20 protein-coding genes are annotated in these 20,394 nt (G+C 48.9%); 10 read left to right on the top strand and 10 right to left on the bottom strand.

Annotated elements, in window-relative coordinates; translation table 11 throughout:
- Positions 1-164 precede the first annotated feature (164 nt).
- Complete coding sequence (locus BWI97_RS07815; protein WP_102200611.1) at positions 165-1,415, bottom strand: sugar MFS transporter; 1,251 nt, start codon at positions 1,413-1,415, stop codon at positions 165-167.
- Between the two features lie 237 nt (positions 1,416-1,652).
- Between BWI97_RS07815 and BWI97_RS07810 the strand changes: the two genes are divergently transcribed.
- The 7 genes from BWI97_RS07810 (at position 1,653) to BWI97_RS07785 (ending at position 7,383) form a co-directional block, all read left to right on the top strand.
- On the top strand, positions 1,653-2,096 hold the full coding sequence (locus tag BWI97_RS07810) for a hypothetical protein (RefSeq protein WP_146010893.1): 444 nt from the start codon (positions 1,653-1,655) through the stop codon (positions 2,094-2,096).
- A gap of 77 nt (positions 2,097-2,173) precedes the next feature.
- Positions 2,174-2,584, top strand: a complete 411-nt coding sequence (locus BWI97_RS28265; protein WP_233207778.1) for a carboxypeptidase-like regulatory domain-containing protein — start codon at positions 2,174-2,176, stop codon at positions 2,582-2,584.
- Positions 2,562-4,385, top strand: a complete 1,824-nt coding sequence (locus BWI97_RS07805; protein WP_233207777.1) for a TonB-dependent siderophore receptor — start codon at positions 2,562-2,564, stop codon at positions 4,383-4,385. The genes BWI97_RS28265 and BWI97_RS07805 overlap by 23 nt, the downstream gene beginning before the upstream one ends.
- A gap of 139 nt (positions 4,386-4,524) precedes the next feature.
- Complete coding sequence (locus tag BWI97_RS07800; protein WP_102200609.1) at positions 4,525-5,070, top strand: AraC family transcriptional regulator; 546 nt, start codon at positions 4,525-4,527, stop codon at positions 5,068-5,070.
- Between the two features lie 104 nt (positions 5,071-5,174).
- Positions 5,175-6,509: a hypothetical protein gene (locus BWI97_RS07795; protein ID WP_102200608.1), complete on the top strand. Its 1,335-nt coding sequence runs from the start codon at positions 5,175-5,177 to the stop codon at positions 6,507-6,509.
- Between the two features lie 64 nt (positions 6,510-6,573).
- Entirely contained in the window at positions 6,574-6,909 is a 336-nt protein-coding gene (locus BWI97_RS07790; protein WP_102200607.1) for a four-helix bundle copper-binding protein, read from the top strand.
- A gap of 126 nt (positions 6,910-7,035) precedes the next feature.
- Entirely contained in the window at positions 7,036-7,383 is a 348-nt protein-coding gene (locus tag BWI97_RS07785) for a heavy-metal-associated domain-containing protein (protein WP_094808159.1), read from the top strand.
- A 263-nt stretch (positions 7,384-7,646) separates the two neighbouring features.
- Here BWI97_RS07785 and BWI97_RS07780 read toward each other — a convergent pair whose 3' ends face one another.
- Both BWI97_RS07780 and BWI97_RS07775 read right to left on the bottom strand, forming a co-directional pair.
- On the bottom strand, positions 7,647-8,816 hold the full coding sequence (locus BWI97_RS07780; RefSeq protein WP_102200606.1) for a glutathionylspermidine synthase family protein: 1,170 nt from the start codon (positions 8,814-8,816) through the stop codon (positions 7,647-7,649).
- 47 nt (positions 8,817-8,863) lie between these two features.
- A complete protein-coding gene (locus BWI97_RS07775; RefSeq protein ID WP_102200605.1) occupies positions 8,864-9,490 on the bottom strand; it encodes a hypothetical protein in 627 nt (208 codons plus the stop codon).
- A gap of 202 nt (positions 9,491-9,692) precedes the next feature.
- Here BWI97_RS07775 and BWI97_RS07770 point away from each other — a divergent pair, with 202 nt between their 5' ends.
- The gene (locus BWI97_RS07770; RefSeq protein ID WP_233207776.1) at positions 9,693-10,763 is read left to right on the top strand and encodes a hypothetical protein; all 1,071 of its coding nucleotides are present in this window, start codon (positions 9,693-9,695) and stop codon (positions 10,761-10,763) included.
- Positions 10,764-10,880: 117 nt separating this feature from the next.
- On the opposite strand, the gene BWI97_RS07765 is transcribed toward BWI97_RS07770, so the two are convergent.
- The 6 genes from BWI97_RS07765 to BWI97_RS07740 all read right to left on the bottom strand — a co-directional run bounded on the left by BWI97_RS07765 (position 10,881) and on the right by BWI97_RS07740 (position 17,520).
- Positions 10,881-11,801, bottom strand: a complete 921-nt coding sequence (locus BWI97_RS07765; RefSeq protein ID WP_094808163.1) for a sugar phosphate isomerase/epimerase — start codon at positions 11,799-11,801, stop codon at positions 10,881-10,883.
- Between the two features lie 81 nt (positions 11,802-11,882).
- Positions 11,883-12,578: a deoxyribose-phosphate aldolase gene (gene deoC, locus BWI97_RS07760; RefSeq protein ID WP_102200603.1), complete on the bottom strand. Its 696-nt coding sequence runs from the start codon at positions 12,576-12,578 to the stop codon at positions 11,883-11,885.
- 281 nt (positions 12,579-12,859) lie between these two features.
- On the bottom strand, positions 12,860-13,873 hold the full coding sequence (locus tag BWI97_RS07755; RefSeq protein WP_102200602.1) for a YpdA family putative bacillithiol disulfide reductase: 1,014 nt from the start codon (positions 13,871-13,873) through the stop codon (positions 12,860-12,862).
- A 56-nt stretch (positions 13,874-13,929) separates the two neighbouring features.
- Complete coding sequence (locus BWI97_RS07750; protein WP_102200601.1) at positions 13,930-14,556, bottom strand: metal-dependent hydrolase; 627 nt, start codon at positions 14,554-14,556, stop codon at positions 13,930-13,932.
- Between the two features lie 103 nt (positions 14,557-14,659).
- Positions 14,660-15,193, bottom strand: coding sequence for a hypothetical protein (locus BWI97_RS07745; RefSeq protein ID WP_094808166.1), 534 nt, complete (start codon positions 15,191-15,193; stop codon positions 14,660-14,662).
- Positions 15,194-15,384: 191 nt separating this feature from the next.
- A complete protein-coding gene (locus BWI97_RS07740) occupies positions 15,385-17,520 on the bottom strand; it encodes a M3 family metallopeptidase (RefSeq protein WP_094808167.1) in 2,136 nt (711 codons plus the stop codon).
- Positions 17,521-17,739: 219 nt separating this feature from the next.
- Between BWI97_RS07740 and BWI97_RS07735 the strand changes: the two genes are divergently transcribed.
- Together BWI97_RS07735 and BWI97_RS07730 are read left to right on the top strand one after the other, a co-directional pair.
- Positions 17,740-17,979 (top strand): S26 family signal peptidase, encoded by a 240-nt coding sequence (locus BWI97_RS07735; protein ID WP_146010892.1) that lies wholly within the window; start codon positions 17,740-17,742, stop codon positions 17,977-17,979.
- Positions 17,980-18,017: 38 nt separating this feature from the next.
- Positions 18,018-18,530: a YfbM family protein gene (locus BWI97_RS07730; protein ID WP_094808169.1), complete on the top strand. Its 513-nt coding sequence runs from the start codon at positions 18,018-18,020 to the stop codon at positions 18,528-18,530.
- Positions 18,531-18,583: 53 nt separating this feature from the next.
- Here the strand turns inward: BWI97_RS07730 and BWI97_RS07725 are convergent, their stop codons facing one another.
- Complete coding sequence (locus BWI97_RS07725) at positions 18,584-20,113, bottom strand: DUF4394 domain-containing protein (RefSeq protein WP_102200599.1); 1,530 nt, start codon at positions 20,111-20,113, stop codon at positions 18,584-18,586.
- Between the last annotated feature and the right edge of the window lie 281 nt (positions 20,114-20,394).

The following is a 20,394-nucleotide window of genomic DNA, read 5'->3' as shown; positions in this document are numbered from 1 at the left end:
AGATTGAACCCCTCCGGGGTTGCGGGCTTGCATACATTAGGTATACTGGTGCAGGTTTCCAAACCTGTACCCACCCTAGGGCAGTTTCCAACTCCCTTGTACGAAATGAAAAAGGCCCTCCGGTTTAAACCGGAGGGCCTTTTTCGCAGTGATTTACAGCAAAATTAAGCCGTTGGTTTGGCGAATTTCGCACCAAAAATAAAGATTACCGCGTAACAGATGATGGGCAGATAATACGCCGAAGCTACGTCCGTGTTAGCAATCGTTCCCATGATGTAGGGAAAGAAAGCTCCACCAACCACACCCATCGAAATGAATGAAGACCCCTGTTGCGTATGGCGACCCAGATCCTTCAATCCAAGACTGAAGATCGTGGGGAACATGATACTAAAGAAGAAGTTCAGCATCAGCAGAGCGATAAACGACGGCCAGCCAAAGCTTTGAGCCACGATCAGACACATCAGAATATTACCTAGTGCAAAGGCAGCCAGCAGTTTATTCGGAGCAATGTATTTCATCAGGAAGGTTCCTACAAAACGACCTACGGTCATCATCACCATACTAAAGGCGAAGTAGTAACCAGCCGTTTCATCAGAGAAGCCCATTTTCTCGTGACCGTAATTGATAAAGTACGCCCAGGTACCGCCCTGAGCCGCGGCGTTGAAAAACTGAGCAATGGCCGCCCACACAAAATGACGGTGTTGAAAAAGCTTTTTCTCACTTTTAAAGGCTTCGGGATGGGCTGCGTACGCCTCGGGCGATACGGCGTGAGCATCCTGAAATACCGGAACTTTCACAAACGAAAACAGCACGGCAATCCCGGCAATCACAAAACCAATAATCAAATACAGAGATTTCACCGATTCAAGATCGTGGCTTTCACTGCCTTCCCGTAACAGAAGATACGTACCAACGAGGGGTCCAATGATGGTACCGAGACCGTTGAAAGACTGGGCGAAGTTGATTCGCTGGTCACTCGTACGTTCGTCGCCCAGACCCGCCACGAAGGGGTGGGCTACGGTTTCAAGCGTCGCCAGTCCGCAGGCCAAAATGAACAGGGCAATCCGGAAAAACCCGAATGATTCCGAACTCGCCGCCGGAATGAACAAAAAGGCCCCGCACGAGTACAGAATCAGACCCAGCAGTACGCCGTTTTTATAGCCGAATTTTTTCATGAACAAACCGGCGGGTACACTCATAATGGCATACGCTCCAAAAATGGAAAACTGGACCAGTCCGGAGTCAGCCTTGGATACGTGCAGAACGTTCTGAAAGTGTTTATTGAGCACATCGCCCATGGAGATTGCAAAGCCCCAGAGCATAAATAAAGAAGTAACAAAAACGAGTGTGACGAGGTATTTCTTCTCGGTAAACTTTGCTTTTTGTTCCGATGCGGCTAGTGTAGAATGAGCCATGAAGAGCGGTTTTAGAATGCTTTGACTGACAAAAATAGACCTCCTGACTTATAAACTAGCCTTTGTCCCTTAATTATTCGTATTTTTAGATTAGTACAGGATTATCCAAAGAATGAAAGAGCTAGAGAGAAAAGCTTAGCGAGGATTTACATAATTCTGGAGATTGTTTACAAAACGATTGAAAAATCAGCGAGATACGGAAATACAATCTACCTTTGTACCTAAATCATCTACGGCATGAAACCGTCGTTACTTTTCCGCTTGTTTAACGTCTTTATGGTGCTGATCGTCCTGATCAGTTCTACTGGTTTCGGCCTGGTGGAGCACACGTGCCATATCCGGAACAAGAAGAAAGTATCGCTGGTGTCGATGGAAAAAAAGAGCTGCCCTGCCTGTACGAAGCAAGGCAGTTCAACGCCGACACACCAGACCTTCAAAAAGCAGAAATGCTGTGAAGAAGAAGTACGGTACGAACACGTTCCGTATACTTCGTCGCTAACCAAGCTGGCGGCCAAATTCGTGAAAATGGTCGTAGAGTTTACGGCTCATTTTGCGTTTACGTTCTTTCAGTTACTGACTGAAGCCATTCAGTCACTGCTCTACGGCACGGCTTCGGCCCGGGCGGCGGTCCCGCTGGCGGGGCGTACCCTGCTTTCCTTTGTCCAATCTTTCCTGATTTGAGTACGGCTGGTTGATCGTAACCTTCGGAGCCTGGCTTCGAAGACGAATCCTTCTTGTTCAACAAAGCCATCATTGTTATGTTTTTTCAGCGAATACGATTCACTGGAGTAGTGCTCCTGTGGAGTGTTTCGGCTGCTTTTGCTCAAACGTTAACGGGAAAAGTAGCCGAGGCCGACAGTAAAAACGAGCCGCTGGCCGGAGCGAACGTCTACTGGCTCGGTACGTCCATTCATACGCAAACCGATCCGGAGGGAGCCTTTTCCATTCCAAAAACTGCCGATCAACGCCGACTGGTAGTCTCGCTGGTGGGTTACCAAAGCGATACTTTAACGATTGATTCGCTGACTTCGATAACAATTTATCTGAAATCGACGAACCAGTTACAGGAAGTAACCGTCACGAGTTCGGCTACCAGTATCGACCGCCTCAATCCCATTCAAACGGAAATTATCACCAAGCAAAGCTTTGGCAAAAGCCGCCTGCTGTAACCTCTCGGAAAGCTTTGAAACCAATGCTTCCGTATCAGTCAACTACGGGGATGCCGTAACCGGAGCCAAGCAGATTCAACTGCTCGGACTGGCCGGAAATTACGTCCAGATCAATACCGAAAATATTCCCAACATCCGGGGCCTGAATACGACGTTCGGTTTGAATTATACGCCGGGCACCTGGATCAGCTCCATCGATGTATCCAAGGGCGTGGGTAGCGTCGTGAATGGTTATGAAGCCATGACCGGAGCCATTAATATCGAGCTGGCCAAACCCGACGGGCCGGACCAGCTTTTTCTGAACGGCTACGTCAACAGCTTTGGTCGGGGTGAACTGAATCTGAATCTGGCTCGCAAACTCAACGAAAAATGGTCGGTGGGTTTACTGAGTCATGGCAGTACGCTGCAAAACCGCATTGACAAAAACGGCGACGGCTTTCTGGATGTGCCGCTGTACTCGCAGGCCAATGTGATCAATCGCTGGAAGTATCAGTCCGACCGCTGGATGACGCAATTTGGCGTGAAGGCTTTGTACGAAGATCGGACGGGTGGACAGACACAAGCCGGAAAAGATCGTCCCGGCGTGTACGAGTTCGGCAACCGGACCCGTCGCGTGGAAGTGTTCAGCAAGACTGCCCAATTGTTTCCTTCCAAACCTTACAAAGGGGTGGCGTTAATTCTGAATGGCGTCTACCACGATGCGTCGGCCCGGTTTGGATTGCGAAATTATTCGGGTATCCAGCAGACTTTGTACGGAAACCTGATTTATCAGAATATCATCGGCGATACGCGGCATACATACAAGGCCGGAGCCAGTTTCATGCTGGATGATTACAACGAGCGTTTCCAGGATTCAACGTTTACGCGGAAAGAACTCGTACCGGGCCTATACGGCGAGTATACCTACACCATTCCCGAGAAACTAACGCTGGTAGCGGGTGGCCGGGTGGACTTTCACAATCTGTACGGAACCCGGTTTACGCCGCGAGTACACCTATTGTACCACCTGCCCGCTGAATTTGATCTACGACTGAGTGCCGGAAAAGGCTGGCGGGTAGCGAATGCCGTAGCCGAAAACTACGGGATGCTCGTCAACTCCCGCACGTGGTCGGTACTGGATCGGCGGCTGAACCCGGAAGAAAGCTGGAACTACGGAGCGGGCTTGACGAAAGACTTGTCATGGTTTGGCCGCAAGGGAAACTTCACGCTGGATTTTTATCGAACGGACTTCCAGAACCAGCTCATTATTGATATGGAAACGGCGGACCGGATTTCGGTGTACAACCTGCGGGGAGCAAGTTTCGCCAATAGTTTTCAGGTAGAATGGAACATCGAGCCGCTACCGCGTACGGAAGTCAAACTGGCGTATCGCTGGTTCGACGTTCAGCAAAGCGTACAAACGCCCGGCGGCGAAACGGTACTCTTACCCAAGATGTTCGTCAACCGGGATCGGGTGTTGTTCAACGTGGGTTGGGCGAGTGACAAATACGAAAAATGGAAAGTAGACTTTACCTGGCAGTGGAACGGTCGGCGACGGATTCCAAATACCGATCATAGTCACGACGGTACACTGACCTCCGTATACGCTCCGGCTTTCTCCAATTTTAATGCTCAGGTAACCAAGAATTTCCGAACCTGGGCCTTGTATGTAGGGGGTGAAAACCTGGCTAATTTCACTCAGAAAAATCCAATTATCGGAGCAAACGATCCGTTCGGAAAAAACTTCGACGCCTCCATGGTCTGGGGTCCCGTCATTGGAAGAATGATCTACGTGGGGTTTCGGTATAAGATTGGGGAGTAAAGTAGTTTTCAATTGACGGTTTTCAGTTTTCAATGAACTACGATTCACATAAAGTTTTGAGAGCTGCCGTTTTGAAAGGGTATGGTTTTGACAGCCATTTTAATTGAAAACCGTCAACCGCAAACCGACAACTGAAACAATGAAATTATATATCAAAAACATGGTTTGTGATCGCTGCAGGATGGTGGTTCGGCAAACCTTTGAAGACCTGGGCATGACGCCCGAAGGGGTGGAGCTGGGTGAAGTGGAAGTGAACGGTGACGTGCCGGACTGGTCCCGCCTGCAACAGCGACTGGAACAACTGGGCTTTGAACTCCTGGAAGACAAACGCAAGCAGCTCGTCACCCAGATCAAACGGCTGGTGTTGGCGTATATCAACCAGCCCGCCCGGCAGAACCTGTCGGACTATCTGGCTGAGCAGCTTAACCGCGAGTACAGTGCGTTGAGTAAGCTGTTTTCGGAAAGTGAACAGCAAACCATCGAGCAGTACGTGATTCGACTGAAAATCGAGAAGGCGAAGGAATTACTCAGCTATCGGGAACGCAACCTTAGTGAAATTGCCGATGAACTGGGATACAGCAGCGTCGCTCATTTATCGAATCAGTTCAAAAAAGTGACGGGAGTAACGCCCAGTCAGTTTCGTAGTAGCGAGGACGTAAGCCGACAATCACTCGATCAGATCTGACCAAATGGTACAAAAGCCATCCAGAATCCTGTAAAAAGGGTGATACGGTGCGTAAGTACTTTTGTTGAATCCGGAAAACGAACCCAGTTTTTCCCTACAAAGCCATGAAAAGTTACCTCATTATTGGATTGCTGACCGTATCAAGCTCGGTCTGGGCTCAACATGAGCAGCACCACATGCACGCCGACAGTACGCAAAAGCCGATGGTTCACCATGATTCCACGGCTCATGGACGTATGCACGAGCATACCATGACGCATTTGTACTCGCTGAGCCTGCCCATGAACCGGAATGGTTCGGGTACGGGCTGGCAACCCGATGCGACACCTTTGTACGCCTGGATGGCCCATCGGTCGAAGTGGATGTACATGGTTCACGGAAGTGTTTTCCTGCGGTATACCGCCCAGAATTTCACGAATTCCGGAAAGAGAGGGCAGGATAACCGAATCTCGGCACCGAACTGGGTGATGGGGATGGCTCAGCGGCAGGTGGGTAAAAACGGACTTTTTGCGGCTACGCTGATGGTTTCGCTCGATCCCTTGACGGAAGGCGGGAATGGGTATCCACTCTTATTTCAGACGGGGGAAAGCTGGAATAATCGACCCTTGATTGATCGGCAACACCCGCACGATCTGATTTCCGGACTGACCATCGGCTATACGCAACGATTGAGTAAGAAGGTAGATGTGTCGGCCTACGTCGGTTATCCGGGCGAACCGGCATTAGGGCCCGTCGCCTTCATGCACCGTTTTTCGGCCTGGAATAATCCGGACGCTACCCTGAGTCACCACTGGCAAGATGCGACGCACATTACGTACGGAGTAGCAACGCTGGGCGTACGGGTAGGGCAGGTGAAACTGGAAGGATCGAGCTTTACGGGCCGCGAACCCGGCGAAAATCGGTACAATTTCGATCGTCCCCGCTTTGATTCGTACAGCTACCGGGTTTCCTGGAATCCTTCCATGGACTGGTCTCTACAGGCTTCGAGAGCTTACATTCATTCCCCGGAATCACTTCATCCCAGCGAAAATGTGAATCGAACGACTGCGTCCGTACAGCACCTGAAAACCCTGGGCAAAACGAGCTGGCTGGGTACCACGGCTTCCTGGGGTTACAACGACGCGGGCGACCATCATCAGGAACATTCAGTATTACTGGAATCCAACTGGCAGCACGCCACCTGGGCCTTGTACGGTCGGTACGAATGGGTACAGAAATCGGCTGAAGAGTTAGTGATACCCGGCAATGCCCTGTATAATATTCATGCCCTGAGTCTGGGGTACAATCATCAGGTGGCTCAGGTTGGTAAGTTGTGGCTGGTCGCTGGGGTGCAGGGTACGGTTTTCTTGAAAGATCAGGCGTTGAACAACTTATACGGAAGTACGCCCGTATCGGGTCAAGTGTATGTGCGACTCACGCCAACCCGCCTGAAGATGTAAAAAGGATCAAACCTCCTTCAACGCTTACATTTCAAACCGTATACCAACCAAACCTTGATTGCTTATGAATAGGGAAGCTTGTATCGAGGCCTGTCTGGCCTGCGTGAAAACCTGCGAAGCCTGCGTTACGAATTGTGTAACGAAGATGGATCATCACATGGACCGTACCCAGTGTATTCAGTTATGCCGGGACTGTGCCGAAATTTGTACGACCTGTGCCCGGTTGTGTGCCCGGGATTCTCAGTTTGCCATGAATCTGTGTAAACTCTGTGCAGAAGTATGTAAAGCCTGTGCAGCCGAATGCGAAAAGCACGCCCAGCACGGCGACGAAGTCTGTGCACGCTGTGCCGAAGCCTGCCGCCACTGTGCGGAAGTATGCGAAGGCATGGTTGCCGCTTAATAGTGTATCCCGACTGGCTTCAAACCAGTCGGGATGCCGTCATTTTTACGAATGAAATAACAAAAGGAAAAATGACGGAATGATTTGAAAACCCTCTTTGTTTATCACTTAATCAACACAACGCTTATGTTAAAATCACTCGTATTCACCTGCTGCCTCTTGCTGAGCGGACTGGTTTGGGCGAAGGACGAACCCAAAACCGTAAAAATCAAAACTTCAGCTATTTGTGGCATGTGTAAAGCCCGGATTGAAAAGAATCTGGCCTTTTCGAAAGGAGTTAAAGAATCCAATTTGGATTTAAAAGATAAAGTCGTAACGGTAACGTACGACCCCAAGAAAACGAACGAAGAGCAGATTAAGGAAACGATCACGAAAACGGGTTACGACGCCGACACCGTACCCGCCGACGCGAAAGGTTACGAAAAACTGCCCGCCTGCTGCAAAAAAGACAGCAAAATGAGTCACCACGAGTAGTTTAGTTTACTGTTTTCAGTGGGATGGCGTAAGGAAACCCCGGCGTTATTTAGGAAGCTTATTCCGAATAATGCTGGGGTTTCGTATTGTGGTCTTAAAAAAAGTGATTTTGTGATATTTCGCGTCGGAGACGCTGAACCATTGCTGCAGCAATCATTCCATGACGGTTTTAAATTGGTGCAAGCGTGTGGCAGGAATGTCTTTGTGAAACGTAATGCCTTGTGGCAAAAACTGAAAACAGCAAACGGACAACAGAAAACGAATTACTCCACCAGATGGCCCGAGAACTGAGCGGAGTTATCCAGAATTTTCCCGCCCCGACGAAAACCCAACCCACAACCTTCTCCCGCGAAGAAAACCCCCGCCTGATAGCGATTACCCTGTGAATCCACCGGAAATTCTACGTATTCCTGATAGACGGAATCCTGCTCTCCGTATTCACCCTCGGCCTGGTCGGTAGCTTTTCCCTGCGGATCAAGGATTTCCACATTGGCCCCCTCCCGACCAAAGAGTACTTTCCGAACCGAAGCCTTGCCCGCTAAGGGTTGGGCCTGCGTTTGCAGCAGAAGCGGATGATTGGGGTTCAATTCCCAGAGAACTTTCAAAATAGCCTTGGACTGGAATAGCAGAGTATATGCGGGGTTGATAATTACCGTTTTCCGGTTTTTAACCACCTGCGTCAGAATATCCGCCAGATCCGGTTCTTCCCAGGCAATGTACTCCCAGGGAACGAGCTTGAACCAGAAATCAAAGCGTTCAAATGTGCCATTTTGCGGATTTTGGCGAAAGAGGCCTTCACTTGGCGAAAATTCCACTTCATCCACGTAGGCATACTCTACATCAAAACCGGCCTCTTTGGCCGCTTCGCCAATCACCTGTACGTTGGCGTCGTCTTCGGGTGTATCCCGCATGGCCGACACCAGTAGGGTAGGTGTCAGGTCAGAGTTGAGATTCCGTAGAATTTCAAAGTTCTCCACCAGCGATTCGTACAAGGTATTAAACTGAGCGGCTTCGTCGAGGCCGTTGGCCTTCAGGTGGGCCCACTGCACAATGCCCGTCTCGGGGATGCAGGTAGCCGTATCGGCATTGAATTCAATCAGTTTAATGGGCTTACTGTCAATGCCTCCCGCCAGATCGAAGCGACCGTACAGGTGTAAATGGCGGTCGTCGTTCCAGGAGAGTTTGATCAGTTCAATCAGGTTTTTGGGAATGCCCAGTTCCGCAAAACGTTCCTGATCAATCACGGCTTGTCCGGCTTCTACGAATAGTTCGTACAAATCATTGGCCGCGTCATAATACGCCTGAGCCTCGGTCTGGTTAATACTTACCAACTCATGAGTCAGGTAAGGCAGTGTATCGGAACCCAGCATCCAGTCCCAGCCAATTTGACGAAGCGGGGCTTCTGGAGCCGTAGGTAAGGTTTTAATTTTCATTCGATTGAGGGGATATTCTTCAACAAGTATTCAATAGATACGTACGCTTAGCCACCATAACTACGGCTGCGGCTACCGCCAAAGAATCCGCTACGGCCACCCGATGGACGGGATGTGCGTACCGTTTGGGTCCGGCGGGAGCTTTGTACTTCCTGACGCACGTTGTTTGAACGGCTGAAGACCGCCGGATTCGTGTAAAACCGGGAACGTTGCTGATCGCCGTACTGCGTCTGGAATTGCTGATACCGTCGGTTGTTGAGCGAATTGGCCAGGAAATAGCCCATACCCCCCCAAAGCAGAGCACTACCCAAGCCGCTATGTCCGGCGTGATACTGCTGATTGTTAATGACTTCCTTGTCAATGAGTGCCTTGGCAGCCTGAGCCGTCAGCGTATCGCGGTGGCCGTCGTAGTACCGAACAATGGCCTGAGCACTATCGGCAGCTACGGATACTTCATCTGTAATTTTAAATTCGCCCGGACTGGTTTCGGTGATGTAGGTACGTACGCCCTTACCGAAAGTGGTTTCCTCGCGGGTTTCGTACTGCCGTTCCTCTGAATTATTTCCGCAGCTTTGTAAAGTGATCGCTCCGGTGAGCAGAGCGAGCGTTAGAGTACCGCCAATTGTGATGTCTTTCGCTTTACGAACAAAGGTTCCTTTTTTGGTGGGTGTCATAGATATAATGTTAAGTACGAGTTTAACGCTAGCGTAGCAGGTTAAGATGTTCCGGAATATTCTACAAAAATGGTACGAGCCCCGGATGGAACGAAACCGGATGGGATCAGCGGTAAATTCCCGGATCACTCATCCGGAGATTTTGGGATGAATTTCAGCAGAGCCGGGTACATGTGAGCGGTAACCCGTTTCTTTGTACCGTATGAGGGCTTTGCTTGATGCTATACTAAAACACCTTTTGTCGCTTCAATCCCAAGGCGACGCGTATTACCCCGCCGGACTTTTTCCGAGTCAGCGACTCAAAACAGAACTCGGATACCGCCGTGAAGATTCCAATATCTTCTTTACGGCCATTACGGTTTTTACACTTCAGGAAATCCGTACCCGGCTTTCACCCGAAAGTCAGCAATGCGTCGATACCATAACGACCCAAGCCGCTGCTACGTACCCGCTCTACCAAAACAAAGATGGGCTGGCGACGTATAATTTCTACCAAACCCAACCGTCCCGCCACTTCCCAAACGGTAGACTTATGCACCGGACGCGGCACTTTAAGTTGCCCGACGATGTAGATGATACGGTCATGATTTACCTGATTACGCCCCGAACGCCGGAAGAAAACCAATGGCTGAAGGCCAAGTTACGGGCTCACGCGAATACGGTCAAGGGTTGGGCCGAAACGGGACCGCAGGCCTTTCGGAAGAAAAAAATCTACTCGACCTGGTTTGGCGAAAACATGCCGATTGACTTCGATACCAGCACGCTTTCGAACGTACTGCTCTGGGTCTTTCGCCAACACTTACCACTCGATGCGTTTGATGAGGATGTACTGGTGTTTATTGACTACAGCATCCGCTCGGGGGAGTACCTGAAAAATCCGCTGGAACTGTCGGCATACTATGCCACTACGCCGCTGATTATGTATCACGTAGGCCGACTGCTGGCAGAGGTGCCCGTACTGCCAGATTGCCGGGAACGCCTGATTCAGGATATGAAAGCGTATCAATGCCGTACGTTCATGGACCAGATCATGCTGGCGACGACATTGCTGCGACTGGGCGAAACGGTACCGGCACTTATTCCCGCCGATTGGTCCCTGAAAACGCTGATTCAGAAAAGCCGGAACCATTATTTTTCCATTGCCCCGCTACTGAATTATTATCCTCAAACCCGCTGGCTGGCCTCCTGGAAACTGAGCCATATCAACTGGGAATGTCCGGCACATTCGCTGGCGTTGGTGGCGGAATATCTGGCGTTGCAATCGGGCGTTTAGCCACGAAGGCACGTAAGGCACGAAGGTTCACTAAGAAATTAAGGTAAAAGACAGCTTGCTAAAACGTAGTAAAATAGAATCATTCGTAGTGAAACTTCGTGCCTTTGTGGCCATTCACTAACCCAGAAACTGCCGTACGTAATTTCGGGAAGTCAGAATAGCCGTTTGTACATCTTTCAAACTGCCTTCGTAGGCTTTATCTTCCACCTCAATCACCACCGGACCACGGTACCGAACGTCGGTGAGAGCCGCGAAAAAGCCCCGCCAGTTTACGTCGCCCAGGCCGGGTAATTTCGGCGAATGGTACTCGGAAGGATTGGCCATAATACCCACCCGATTGAGTTTTTCACGATATACTTTCACATCCTTGAGGTGAATGTGGTGCAGGCGGTCTTTGTAATCGTAAATGGGACGAATCTCGTCCATCATCTGCCAGATCAAATGGCTTGGATCGTAGTTCAGTCCCAGAATAGGGGATGGAATAATCTCAAACATCCGATCCCAGATGGCTGGTGTCGTCGCCAGGTTTTTGCCGCCGGGCCACTCGTCGTCGGTATACCACATCGGACAGTTTTCGATACCAATCTTGACGTTGTGTTCTTCGGCCACTTTCACAATCGCGGGCCAGTGTTCGGCAAAGAGCTTCAGGTTTTCCGTGATCGTCAGCTTCGGGTTTCGCCCAATGAACGTGTTTACTACGGGAATACGCAACTGAGCTGCCGCCCGAATGATTTTCTTGATATGTTCCCGGTAGAACTCCGCTTTTTCCGGATCAGGATCGAGTGGGTTGGGGTAGTAGCCCAGACCGGAGATCGAAACGCCGTATTCCTTGGTACGGTTGCGGATCGTAGCGATGGTTTGGTCGTTCAGATCGTCTACATCAATGTGGGTGACGCCCGCGTATCGGCGGGCTTCGGAATTTTCCTTTGGCCAGCACATGATTTCCACACATTTGAACTCGTGCTGGGAGGCAAATTTTAAGACGTTTTCGAGGTTATAATCCGGCAAAATAGCCGATACAAAGCCGAGGTCGAGCATTCGTTAGTTGTTGGTTTATCGTTGTAAGTTGATGGACTGAGTGAGCAATAAAAAGAGTAGTCGAGATTTACACTTACTCATTCATTCCATCATTCCTTCATTCAAAATTGAACTCGTCGAGCTGGTGCCGATGCGTTGCACGCCCATGGCCTGTAAATGGCGTACCTGCTCCAGCGTGCGGATACCCCCCGAAGCTTTAACGGCGACGTTCGGGCCGATGTGATCAAGCATAAGTTGTAAGTCTGCCAGCGTGGCTCCCTGTGACTGGAACGAACCATCGGGTTGTTTGACGTATCCGAAACCGGTAGAAGTTTTAACAAAGGCTACGCCGATTTCCGTACAGATTTCGCAGAGTTTGATTTTATAGGCATCGGCTGGAAGAAAATCATTTTCAAAAATGACCTTTAAAAGGGCTTCCTGTTGCTGACAGGCCTCCTGAACGGCCTGAATTTCCTGCCGAACGTAGGTCCAGTCTTCACTCAGTACTTTTCCGATATTCACCACCATATCAATTTCCGTAGCACCGTCCCGACAAGCCTGGATGGTTTCGGCTACTTTTATCGCCATGGCATTACTGCCGTGCGGAAAACCAATTACCGTACAGACGCCTACACGGCTACCCGCTAACCATTGGGCTGCACTGGAAACGGCATAAGGCTTAATGCAAACCGTGGCCACGTCGTATTGAACCGCCAGCCGACAACCGGCTTCCAGTTCGGCATCCGTCAGGGTAGGGTGCAGCAGGGCATGATCAATCAGCTTGGAAAGGACGGACATGGATCGTTGGTAGTTGATGGTTAATAGTGATCGTTGGTCGTTGTTGAGGCGAGCTCCTCAGTCCTAACCCCCATCTTCAAATCTAAGGAAGGTTACCAAACCTCTACGAAAAAAGTCCGTAGGACTGACCCATATACCAGCCTCGGATTTCAATCCGGGGCTAGGAGAAGCAATGATAGAATGAGTGTTGAAATACGGATCCGAGCCATAAAAGAGTCCATTATCTGCGGAATCAATGACGTCTCCTCTCCATTCGCTCATTCTGTCATTCACTCCTTATTTCATGCACTTACAGCCAGCCGCTCCGCACTGATTTTCTCGATAATCTTCTCCGCGTGGATACGGGAGTTTTCGATGAACCAGACGTGTGTATCCATGCCGCCGCACACAACGCCCGCCAGATAAACGCCGGGTTTATTGCTTTCCTGGTTCTCAGGATCGTAGGAAGGATACCGCTTTTCGTCGTCGGAAAGTACGATGCCGGAGCCCGTCAGAAAATCGAAATTAGGCTGGTAACCCGTTGCCGCTACCACAAAATCATTAGGAATGGTGACCAGACCATCGGGCGTCTGAATGTCCACTTCCGTTTCCCGAATCTCCGTCAGATTGGAGTGGAAATAGGCTTTAACGGACCCCTCAGCAATTCGGTTTTCAATGTCCGGTTTCACCCAGTATTTCACCCGACGACCAATTTCACCCGCCCGAATCACCATCGTCACATTCGCTCCTTTGCGATACGTTTCCAAAGCCGCATCCACGGACGAATTATTGGCTCCAACGACCAGTACGTTCATGCCCGCGTAGAAGTGCGGTTCCTGGTAGTAGTGCGTTACTTTCGGTAAATCTTCGCCCGGAATGTACATGAGGTTGGGCGTATCGTAAAAGCCAATGGCAATCACCACGTTAGCCGTGAGGTAAGCGGCCTTGCTGGTTCGCACCAGATACTGACGATGTTCAATCGCGTCGATGCTTTGTGTATGGTCTTCAATGGCTTCTACTTTTTCAAAAAGCCGGATATTCAATTGATATGACATCGCCACGCGGCGGTAATACTCCAAAGCCTCCGATCGTGTCGGTTTGGCGTTGTTGGATACAAAAGGAACGCCACCCACTTCCAGCCGGTCGCTGGTGGAGAAAAACGTCATGTTGGCAGGGTAATTATAAATGGAATTGACCAGACAGCCTTTTTCCAGAATCACGTATCGAAGCCCCTTTTTCTGAGCTTCCAGTCCGCAGGCCAGTCCAATCGGACCGCCGCCAATGATGACTACGTCGTATAGTTGATGATCTGCCATGTTCAAAAATCAGAAGAAAGGTTTCTGTAAAAGCAACAAACCCTTCCGCGAAAGGTTCAGATTGCCGCCTCGCTCAAATGCTTGATTTCTTCTTCAATATTGGTGCGGGCCTGTTGTTCGTACTGATGCTGAAAAGCTTCCGTTTTAAAAATGGAAGGCATGGCCAGAAAGACGCCCAGAATGCGTTTCCGACCTTCGCGGTACATCAGCTCCGGAACTTCGTGAAACTCTTGTCGAATCTGTTGTGCATACAGGCGATAACGATCGGGCTCACTACCCAGAATGGACAAATCAAAATCCAGCAGATAGTCCAGATCCTGATCTTCAGTGTGGTTGGCGTGCGTTTTCGTGGAAAGAATGTACTCGTATACTTTGCGGATGGATTCCGTGGGGAGGTCCGTTTTGGACAGCCATTCCTGAGCCCGTTCGGCACTTTGCAGTTCGTTGTTAGTATACAGCGGCTGATAGATCACATCGTGGAAATAGATCGTGAGCAATACCGCCTCGGGATCGTGCAGCTGAGGCTGATGGGTCCGGAATAAGGCCATCATCTGATGGATGTGTTCCCAGTTGTGATAGGTACGGGTTTGGGTATCTCCGTAGTGTTTGTCCAGAAAAGCTCCCAGCTTTTCAGCGTACGACGCATCCGATACGGATTGTATGAGCGATTGCAGTTCCTCCATGTACCAAACCTATGAAAAGTAGGTGAGAACAAAATGATCGGAGGGTATAAAAAGAAACGGCTCGCGGGTAGGCGAGCCGTTTGAGAAATAGTGAAAGCTTAAATTACTTAGCTTTCATCACTAGAATAACGTCCATCTGTTTGTTGGTAACTTTAGTGATGTCAACCTTTTTTTCTGCTAATACTGTAAAGCCCAACAAGTAAGCGACAAAATCTTCATTCTCAAGATTCATATATTCTACTGGATTTTTGGAAATATCCAATTTTTCACCTACCATTAGTTTTAAACTTTTTCCATCAAGGCTGGTTATGTTAACGCTTTCTTCGTGGCCATCGATACTAAGTTTTAAAACATTGTCTGTAAGACTCCATTTACCAGATAATTCTTCGCCATCTTCCATACCGGCATATTCGCCGTTATCTTTAAACAGCATAGTAATTGTAGAAATTTCAGAATCACCTTCCAATGAATGCGTTTTGTTATCTACTTTGACATCAACGCCATTGCCTACCCAAGTTTTGTTAACTAAATCAGACCTTTTAATAGGATTTGAAGCATCGTCTTCATCTTTTGAACAACTAACAAATGCAAACGTTGAAATACATAAAATCGCAACAGCAGAACGTAAAAAGGACATGTTAGGAGGGGTTTATAGTGATTAAAGTTGCAATATGCAATTTGCTTTGAAACGTTCGCAAGTTTATTTTAAAATTCACAATACATTAAAAAATTAAAACATCCATGAAGTAGAGAATTGTGTAAGAACAAGTATAAAAAAAGCCGATTTTCTTTTTACAGAAAACCGGCTTTTAAATAAAGTAATTAAGCTTACTGAACAATCAAACCTGAGCGACGTAACATCGCATCCGGTTGCGGTTCGCGGCCCCGGAATTTTTTGTATAGTTCCATGGGTTTTTCCGTACCACCTTTCGACAGAATGTTGTCACGGAATGAATTGGCTACCTGCTTATTGAAGATGCCTTTTTGCTTGAACAAATCAAACGCATCGGCGTCAAGTACTTCACTCCACATGTACGAGTAATAACCCGCCGAGTAACCACCCGCGAAAATGTGAGCAAAAGCCGGGCTCATCGCCGTACCTTCCACAATCGGATACACTTCCGTTTGGGCCGCTACTTTGGCTTCCACCTGAGCTACGCTTTCACCCGTGGGAGCCTGTCCGTGCCAGGCCATATCCGTCAGACCCAGGTTAATCTGACGAGCCGTACCTACGCCCGCCATGAAGTTAGACGAAGCTTTCAGTTTTTCGATGTACTCCTGCGGAATCACTTCGCCCGTTTGATAATGCTTGGCAAACAGCTTGAGTACTTCGGGTTCCAGACAGAAGTTTTCCATGAACTGACTGGGCAACTCCACGAAATCCCAGGATACGCTCGTACCGCTCAAGGCGTCGTACTTTACGTGTGAACTCATGGCGTGCAGGGCGTGACCGAACTCGTGGAAGAGGGTTTCTACTTCCCGGAAGGTCAGCAATGAAGGCATCGTTTCGGTTGGACGCGTAAAGTTACAAACGTTCAGTACGTGCGGACGAATGTCTTTACCGTTCTCGAAATGCTGGGAACGCGTACCGGAGTTCCAGGCACCGGCCCGTTTGCCGGGGCGGGGGAAGTAATCACCGTACCAGATCGCCAGCAGTTTACCCTTATCGTCCAGAATTTCGTAGGTCTTTACCTCTTCATTCCAGGTCGGAATATCCTTGCGTTCCTTAAACGTCAGACCGTACAGTTTGTTGGTCAGCTTAAAGAGACCATCCAGTACGTTTTCGAGTTTGAAATAAGGTTTCAGTAACTCGTCGTTGATGGCGTATTTCTCCTTCTTGAGCTTTTCGGCGTAGTAACCCGCATCCCAGCGTTGCATCACGGGTTCGGTATAGCCCTGTGATTTGGCAAAGTCCGTCAGTTCCTTGATTTCACGCTCGGCGGCGGGTTTGGCGTAGCTCAATAGGTTTTTCTCGAATTCGAGTACCTTCGTCGGATTCTCCGCCATGCGTTCTTCGAGTACGTAGTCCGCCCAGGTTTTATACCCCAGCAATTTGGCTTTTTCGTACCGCAGCTTCACGATTTTCTGGATGATTTCCTGATTATCGTTTTTATCACCCTTGAAGCCGCGTTTATTGTACGCCAGCCAAAGCTCCTTCCGCAGTTCCCGATTATCGGCGTACTGCATGAAGGGACCGTAACTCGGAGCCTGGAGCGTGAATACCCAGCCTTCCTTATTCATTTTCCTGGCCGTGGCTTTCGCGGCTTCCTTAACGAAATCAGGAAGTCCCGACAGTTGTTTTTCGTCGGTTACTACCAGGCTGTACTCATTCGTTTCGGCCAGATTGTGTTCGTTGAATTCAATCGACAGTTGCGACAAATCCTTGTTGATGGCCCGGAGTTTGTTCTTGTCGGCTTCCGACAGATTGGCTCCGTTGCGGGCAAAACCTTTGTAGGTTTTTTCCAGCAACATCTGATCTTCTTTGTTGAGTTTCAGCTTGTCGCGTTCATCCCAAACGGCCTTTACGCGGGCAAACAGCTTCTCGTTCAGGGAGATATCATTGCCATACTCGGTCAGTAGAGGAGAAGTTTCACGAACTACTTTCTGTAATTCAGGCGAAGTTTCGGCACTGTTCAGGTGAAACAGAACGGGGGTGACCCGACTGAGTTGCTGGCCCGCATTTTCCAGAGCCACAATCGTATTCTGGAAGGTGGGTTTGGAGGCGTTGTGAACAATAATATCGATTTCTTTCCGACCCTGAGCCATCCCTTCTTTCAGGGCGGGGAGGAAATGTTCTACTTTGATTTTATCGTAGGGAGGCGTTTCAAAAGGCGTATTAAATGCCTGTAACAGAGGGTTCTCTTCCATAGGTACGGACTTAACAATAACATTCGGACCCTGAGCCTGCACAAGCAGGGGTCCAGCCGTTAGTGTTAACATTAGCGGCAACTGTTTAAGTTTCATAGTTTAGTTGATAGCTCAGTAAAACAACCAACGAAATTGCTAAGGAAAGCGGTATTTCCCAAACCATTTATGGAAAACAAAAGGCAGAGGTAACGTTCATTTGATGAGAAACAAGGCCTATACGTTATCCCGTATTGCTAAAAATTGACTTCCGTAATCGGGCTTTCGTGGAAAGGAAGCCACTATTTTTGTGCGAGTGAATAACCTATCCTGTATCCCTTGATTTCTGACGTAATGGCTTCCCGAAAACCCTGGCTGGCTGTGTTGGCTTCCTTGGATTCGTCCTTTAATCAGGCTACTCAGGTTGTACCCAAAGGTGCTCTTTTTCTGGTATCCGATGATCGGATGGTTTACATGGATAGTCGGATGACTGGGCCTTTTTCTAACGCTTACGTAAAAGGAAAAGCACTGTATATTTTGATAAGCGAACGTCCCCGGATGATGGGACTTCCGTTATAAATACGCACCAATTAATTATCATTTTATAAAACACTTGTATGAGTTTAGGACTTTGGTTTCTCCGCGTCAGTGAGCATCGATTGAGGCAGTATCAGATTAATGAAAAATTGGGCGAAGAAAACTTGCTGAAAAGTGATCTGGATGAGCCTAACGAACACTTGCCCGAAGAATCCCGAACGGATGTTGATAAGGCTTGGGAAGGAATTATTTACTTATTAACGGGTAAACCCTTAAGCGAAGCATTCTCGAACCCGCTAACCGTTCATATCTGTGGGAAACATAGCCTAGATGTGCCTTTAGAGTATGCCATGGTTTCACCCCGGTTTTTAACCGCGGCGGATGTAAAGGAATCACTGGGAATTCTAAACCTGCTGACGGATGATGTCTTAAGAAGTCGTTTCAATGCGGAAGAAATGAATGCCTTAGATATTTATCCGGGCTATTGGGAGGAAATTGAAGCCGACTATGTATTGAATGCTTTTCAACATTTAAAAGAATTTTACGCGAAAGCTGCCGAACAAAACCAGGCCGTTATTATGTATTTGTCTTAACAAAAAAAGGTACGGATAAGCATCCGTACCTTTTTACTTTCTTGACGTAAAACTTAAAAACCAAGTCCTAACGCAAAGCCGCTTACGCTGCGGTTAAAGGGAATCGCTGGCGTTAGCTGACCCGAAGTCAGGTTTACCTTATACAGAGACGTGCTACCACCGGAACGAAGCAGAGCCCAGGCATTGCCCGTCGTACCGCCAATGTCGAAACCGTTGGCACCCGTTGCGTCTACGCCCGTGGCCCCTACGGCTACTTGCGTACCATCGTTCGGGGGTACCTGCCGGGTGAGTTGATCGGTATTGGTATCAATGTTGAAAAGCGTCGTAGCCGTGGTACCGGCGTAGTTGTTGGTATACGCCGAAGCGGTCACCGTAGGTGTACCGGGGTTGAGTTTTCCATCAACGGTAGCGACCAGATCTGCTGGATTTACCCGCAGGTTCTGACCCGTATTGCTGATGATGCGGATGCGATCTGCTACCGGATTAAAATCAAAGCCGAAATCCGTACCCTCTAGCTTCACACTTAGCTCACCCGTACCGGCCGCTAATGCAGCGGCTCCCGATGAAGTGTTGAGAATATAAACCCGACTGGTACTACCCAGGGCATATAACTGACCCGTAGCCGGACGGAAGTCAATGCCCAGAATTTTCTCGCCGGGCTGAATATTCGTGATCGGTTTGGCCACTACGGAGGAGGCATCCATCGGGTTGAAAATCAGTAATTCATTACTTGCAGCATCTACTGCGTACGCTACCGCCTGTGGAGGAAGGGCAATACCTAATAATTCCTGGCTCAGGTCGCCCAGTTTTTTCAGGCTGCCATTTCCTACGTCCACCTGCGTAATTTCCCATTTGCCTTCCACTTTCACGGAAGCCAGCGTAAAGGAATTATCCGGAGCGATGTCAAAGCCACCCACGGCTTCTACGTCCAGTCCCAGGGGACCTACCGGAACGAGCGTCCCATTGTTGGGCGGATCTTGTTTATATAACTGATTGGTAGCGGGATCAATATCGTACAGAACCGTACTCGTGGCTCCTGATTTGCTATTGGTATAGGCGGCCGCCGTAATGGTCGCTCCGCTAATGCCGTTAATCATTCCGTCTACTGCTGCGGTAGCTCCCGTCTCGGGATGCAGTCGCAGGTTTTGACCTTTGTTCGTAACCAGACGAATGCGATCGACGGTAGGGTTAAAGTCAAAGGCTACTTCGGTACCATCGAGGGCGGGCGAAAAAGGCTGAGAACCTACCTGTGTAGCGGTACCGGCGGCAGCTCCTTCCGTCAGGTTGATGGTATAGAGCTTGCTGGCGTCGGTTACCGCGTACAATTGACCCGTGGCCGGACGAAAATCGATGGCTAATACTCGTTCATTTTGCGGAACGCCGATCCTCAGGGTTCGCGTAGGAGCGTTGGGCGACTGAACGTTGAGTTCCAGCAACTGATTGCCGGCAGTAAGACCAAAAAACTTCTGATTAGGCAGTGGGTCTGGTGGGGTGCGGTGATCTGTACAGGATTGCAGGGCGACGAGGGAAGCCAGAGTAAGGATGGCTCCGACCTTGCGGATGCCTTTGTACGCATGTACCATGTTTAGCAGGAAGTTTGAAAGCGTTAGCGATAGAGGAATGGCGGTGTGGGTTCAGGGCACTAACATTTGTTAAACTATTGCTAACCTAACTACATAATTTTAATATGGTTTTAACGTAGTTTTAATTTTTGTATAATCAAAGCGTATTATAAAGGTTGAATTATTTAATAAATAACTGAATATCAGACGTTTGTATTAAGTTAATAAAAATTGATTTTTGTCAATTTTTATTTTGGAAGTCAGAGGTTGAATTTGTTGATTACCGATAGAAAAGGGATGAT

Source organism: Siphonobacter sp. BAB-5405 (assembly GCF_002872335.1).
Classification (GTDB): domain Bacteria; phylum Bacteroidota; class Bacteroidia; order Cytophagales; family Spirosomataceae; genus Siphonobacter.
The sequence above is the reverse complement of the archived record's forward strand: the minus strand, read 5'-3'. Positions and strand labels throughout refer to the sequence as shown.

Coding starts and splice junctions, on each gene's coding strand:
- BWI97_RS07815 (WP_102200611.1), bottom strand. CDS start 1,415: ATGGCTCATTCTACACTAGCCGCATCGGAACAAAAAGCAAAGTTTACC.
- BWI97_RS07810 (WP_146010893.1), top strand. CDS start 1,653: ATGAAACCGTCGTTACTTTTCCGCTTGTTTAACGTCTTTATGGTGCTG.
- BWI97_RS28265 (WP_233207778.1), top strand. CDS start 2,174: ATGTTTTTTCAGCGAATACGATTCACTGGAGTAGTGCTCCTGTGGAGT.
- BWI97_RS07800 (WP_102200609.1), top strand. CDS start 4,525: ATGAAATTATATATCAAAAACATGGTTTGTGATCGCTGCAGGATGGTG.
- BWI97_RS07795 (WP_102200608.1), top strand. CDS start 5,175: ATGAAAAGTTACCTCATTATTGGATTGCTGACCGTATCAAGCTCGGTC.
- BWI97_RS07790 (WP_102200607.1), top strand. CDS start 6,574: ATGAATAGGGAAGCTTGTATCGAGGCCTGTCTGGCCTGCGTGAAAACC.
- BWI97_RS07785 (WP_094808159.1), top strand. CDS start 7,036: ATGTTAAAATCACTCGTATTCACCTGCTGCCTCTTGCTGAGCGGACTG.
- BWI97_RS07780 (WP_102200606.1), bottom strand. CDS start 8,816: ATGAAAATTAAAACCTTACCTACGGCTCCAGAAGCCCCGCTTCGTCAA.
- BWI97_RS07775 (WP_102200605.1), bottom strand. CDS start 9,490: ATGACACCCACCAAAAAAGGAACCTTTGTTCGTAAAGCGAAAGACATC.
- BWI97_RS07770 (WP_233207776.1), top strand. CDS start 9,693: ATGAGGGCTTTGCTTGATGCTATACTAAAACACCTTTTGTCGCTTCAA.
- BWI97_RS07765 (WP_094808163.1), bottom strand. CDS start 11,801: ATGCTCGACCTCGGCTTTGTATCGGCTATTTTGCCGGATTATAACCTC.
- deoC (WP_102200603.1), bottom strand. CDS start 12,578: ATGTCCGTCCTTTCCAAGCTGATTGATCATGCCCTGCTGCACCCTACC.
- BWI97_RS07755 (WP_102200602.1), bottom strand. CDS start 13,873: ATGGCAGATCATCAACTATACGACGTAGTCATCATTGGCGGCGGTCCG.
- BWI97_RS07750 (WP_102200601.1), bottom strand. CDS start 14,556: ATGGAGGAACTGCAATCGCTCATACAATCCGTATCGGATGCGTCGTAC.
- BWI97_RS07745 (WP_094808166.1), bottom strand. CDS start 15,193: ATGTCCTTTTTACGTTCTGCTGTTGCGATTTTATGTATTTCAACGTTT.
- BWI97_RS07740 (WP_094808167.1), bottom strand. CDS start 17,520: ATGAAACTTAAACAGTTGCCGCTAATGTTAACACTAACGGCTGGACCC.
- BWI97_RS07730 (WP_094808169.1), top strand. CDS start 18,018: ATGAGTTTAGGACTTTGGTTTCTCCGCGTCAGTGAGCATCGATTGAGG.
- BWI97_RS07725 (WP_102200599.1), bottom strand. CDS start 20,113: ATGGTACATGCGTACAAAGGCATCCGCAAGGTCGGAGCCATCCTTACT.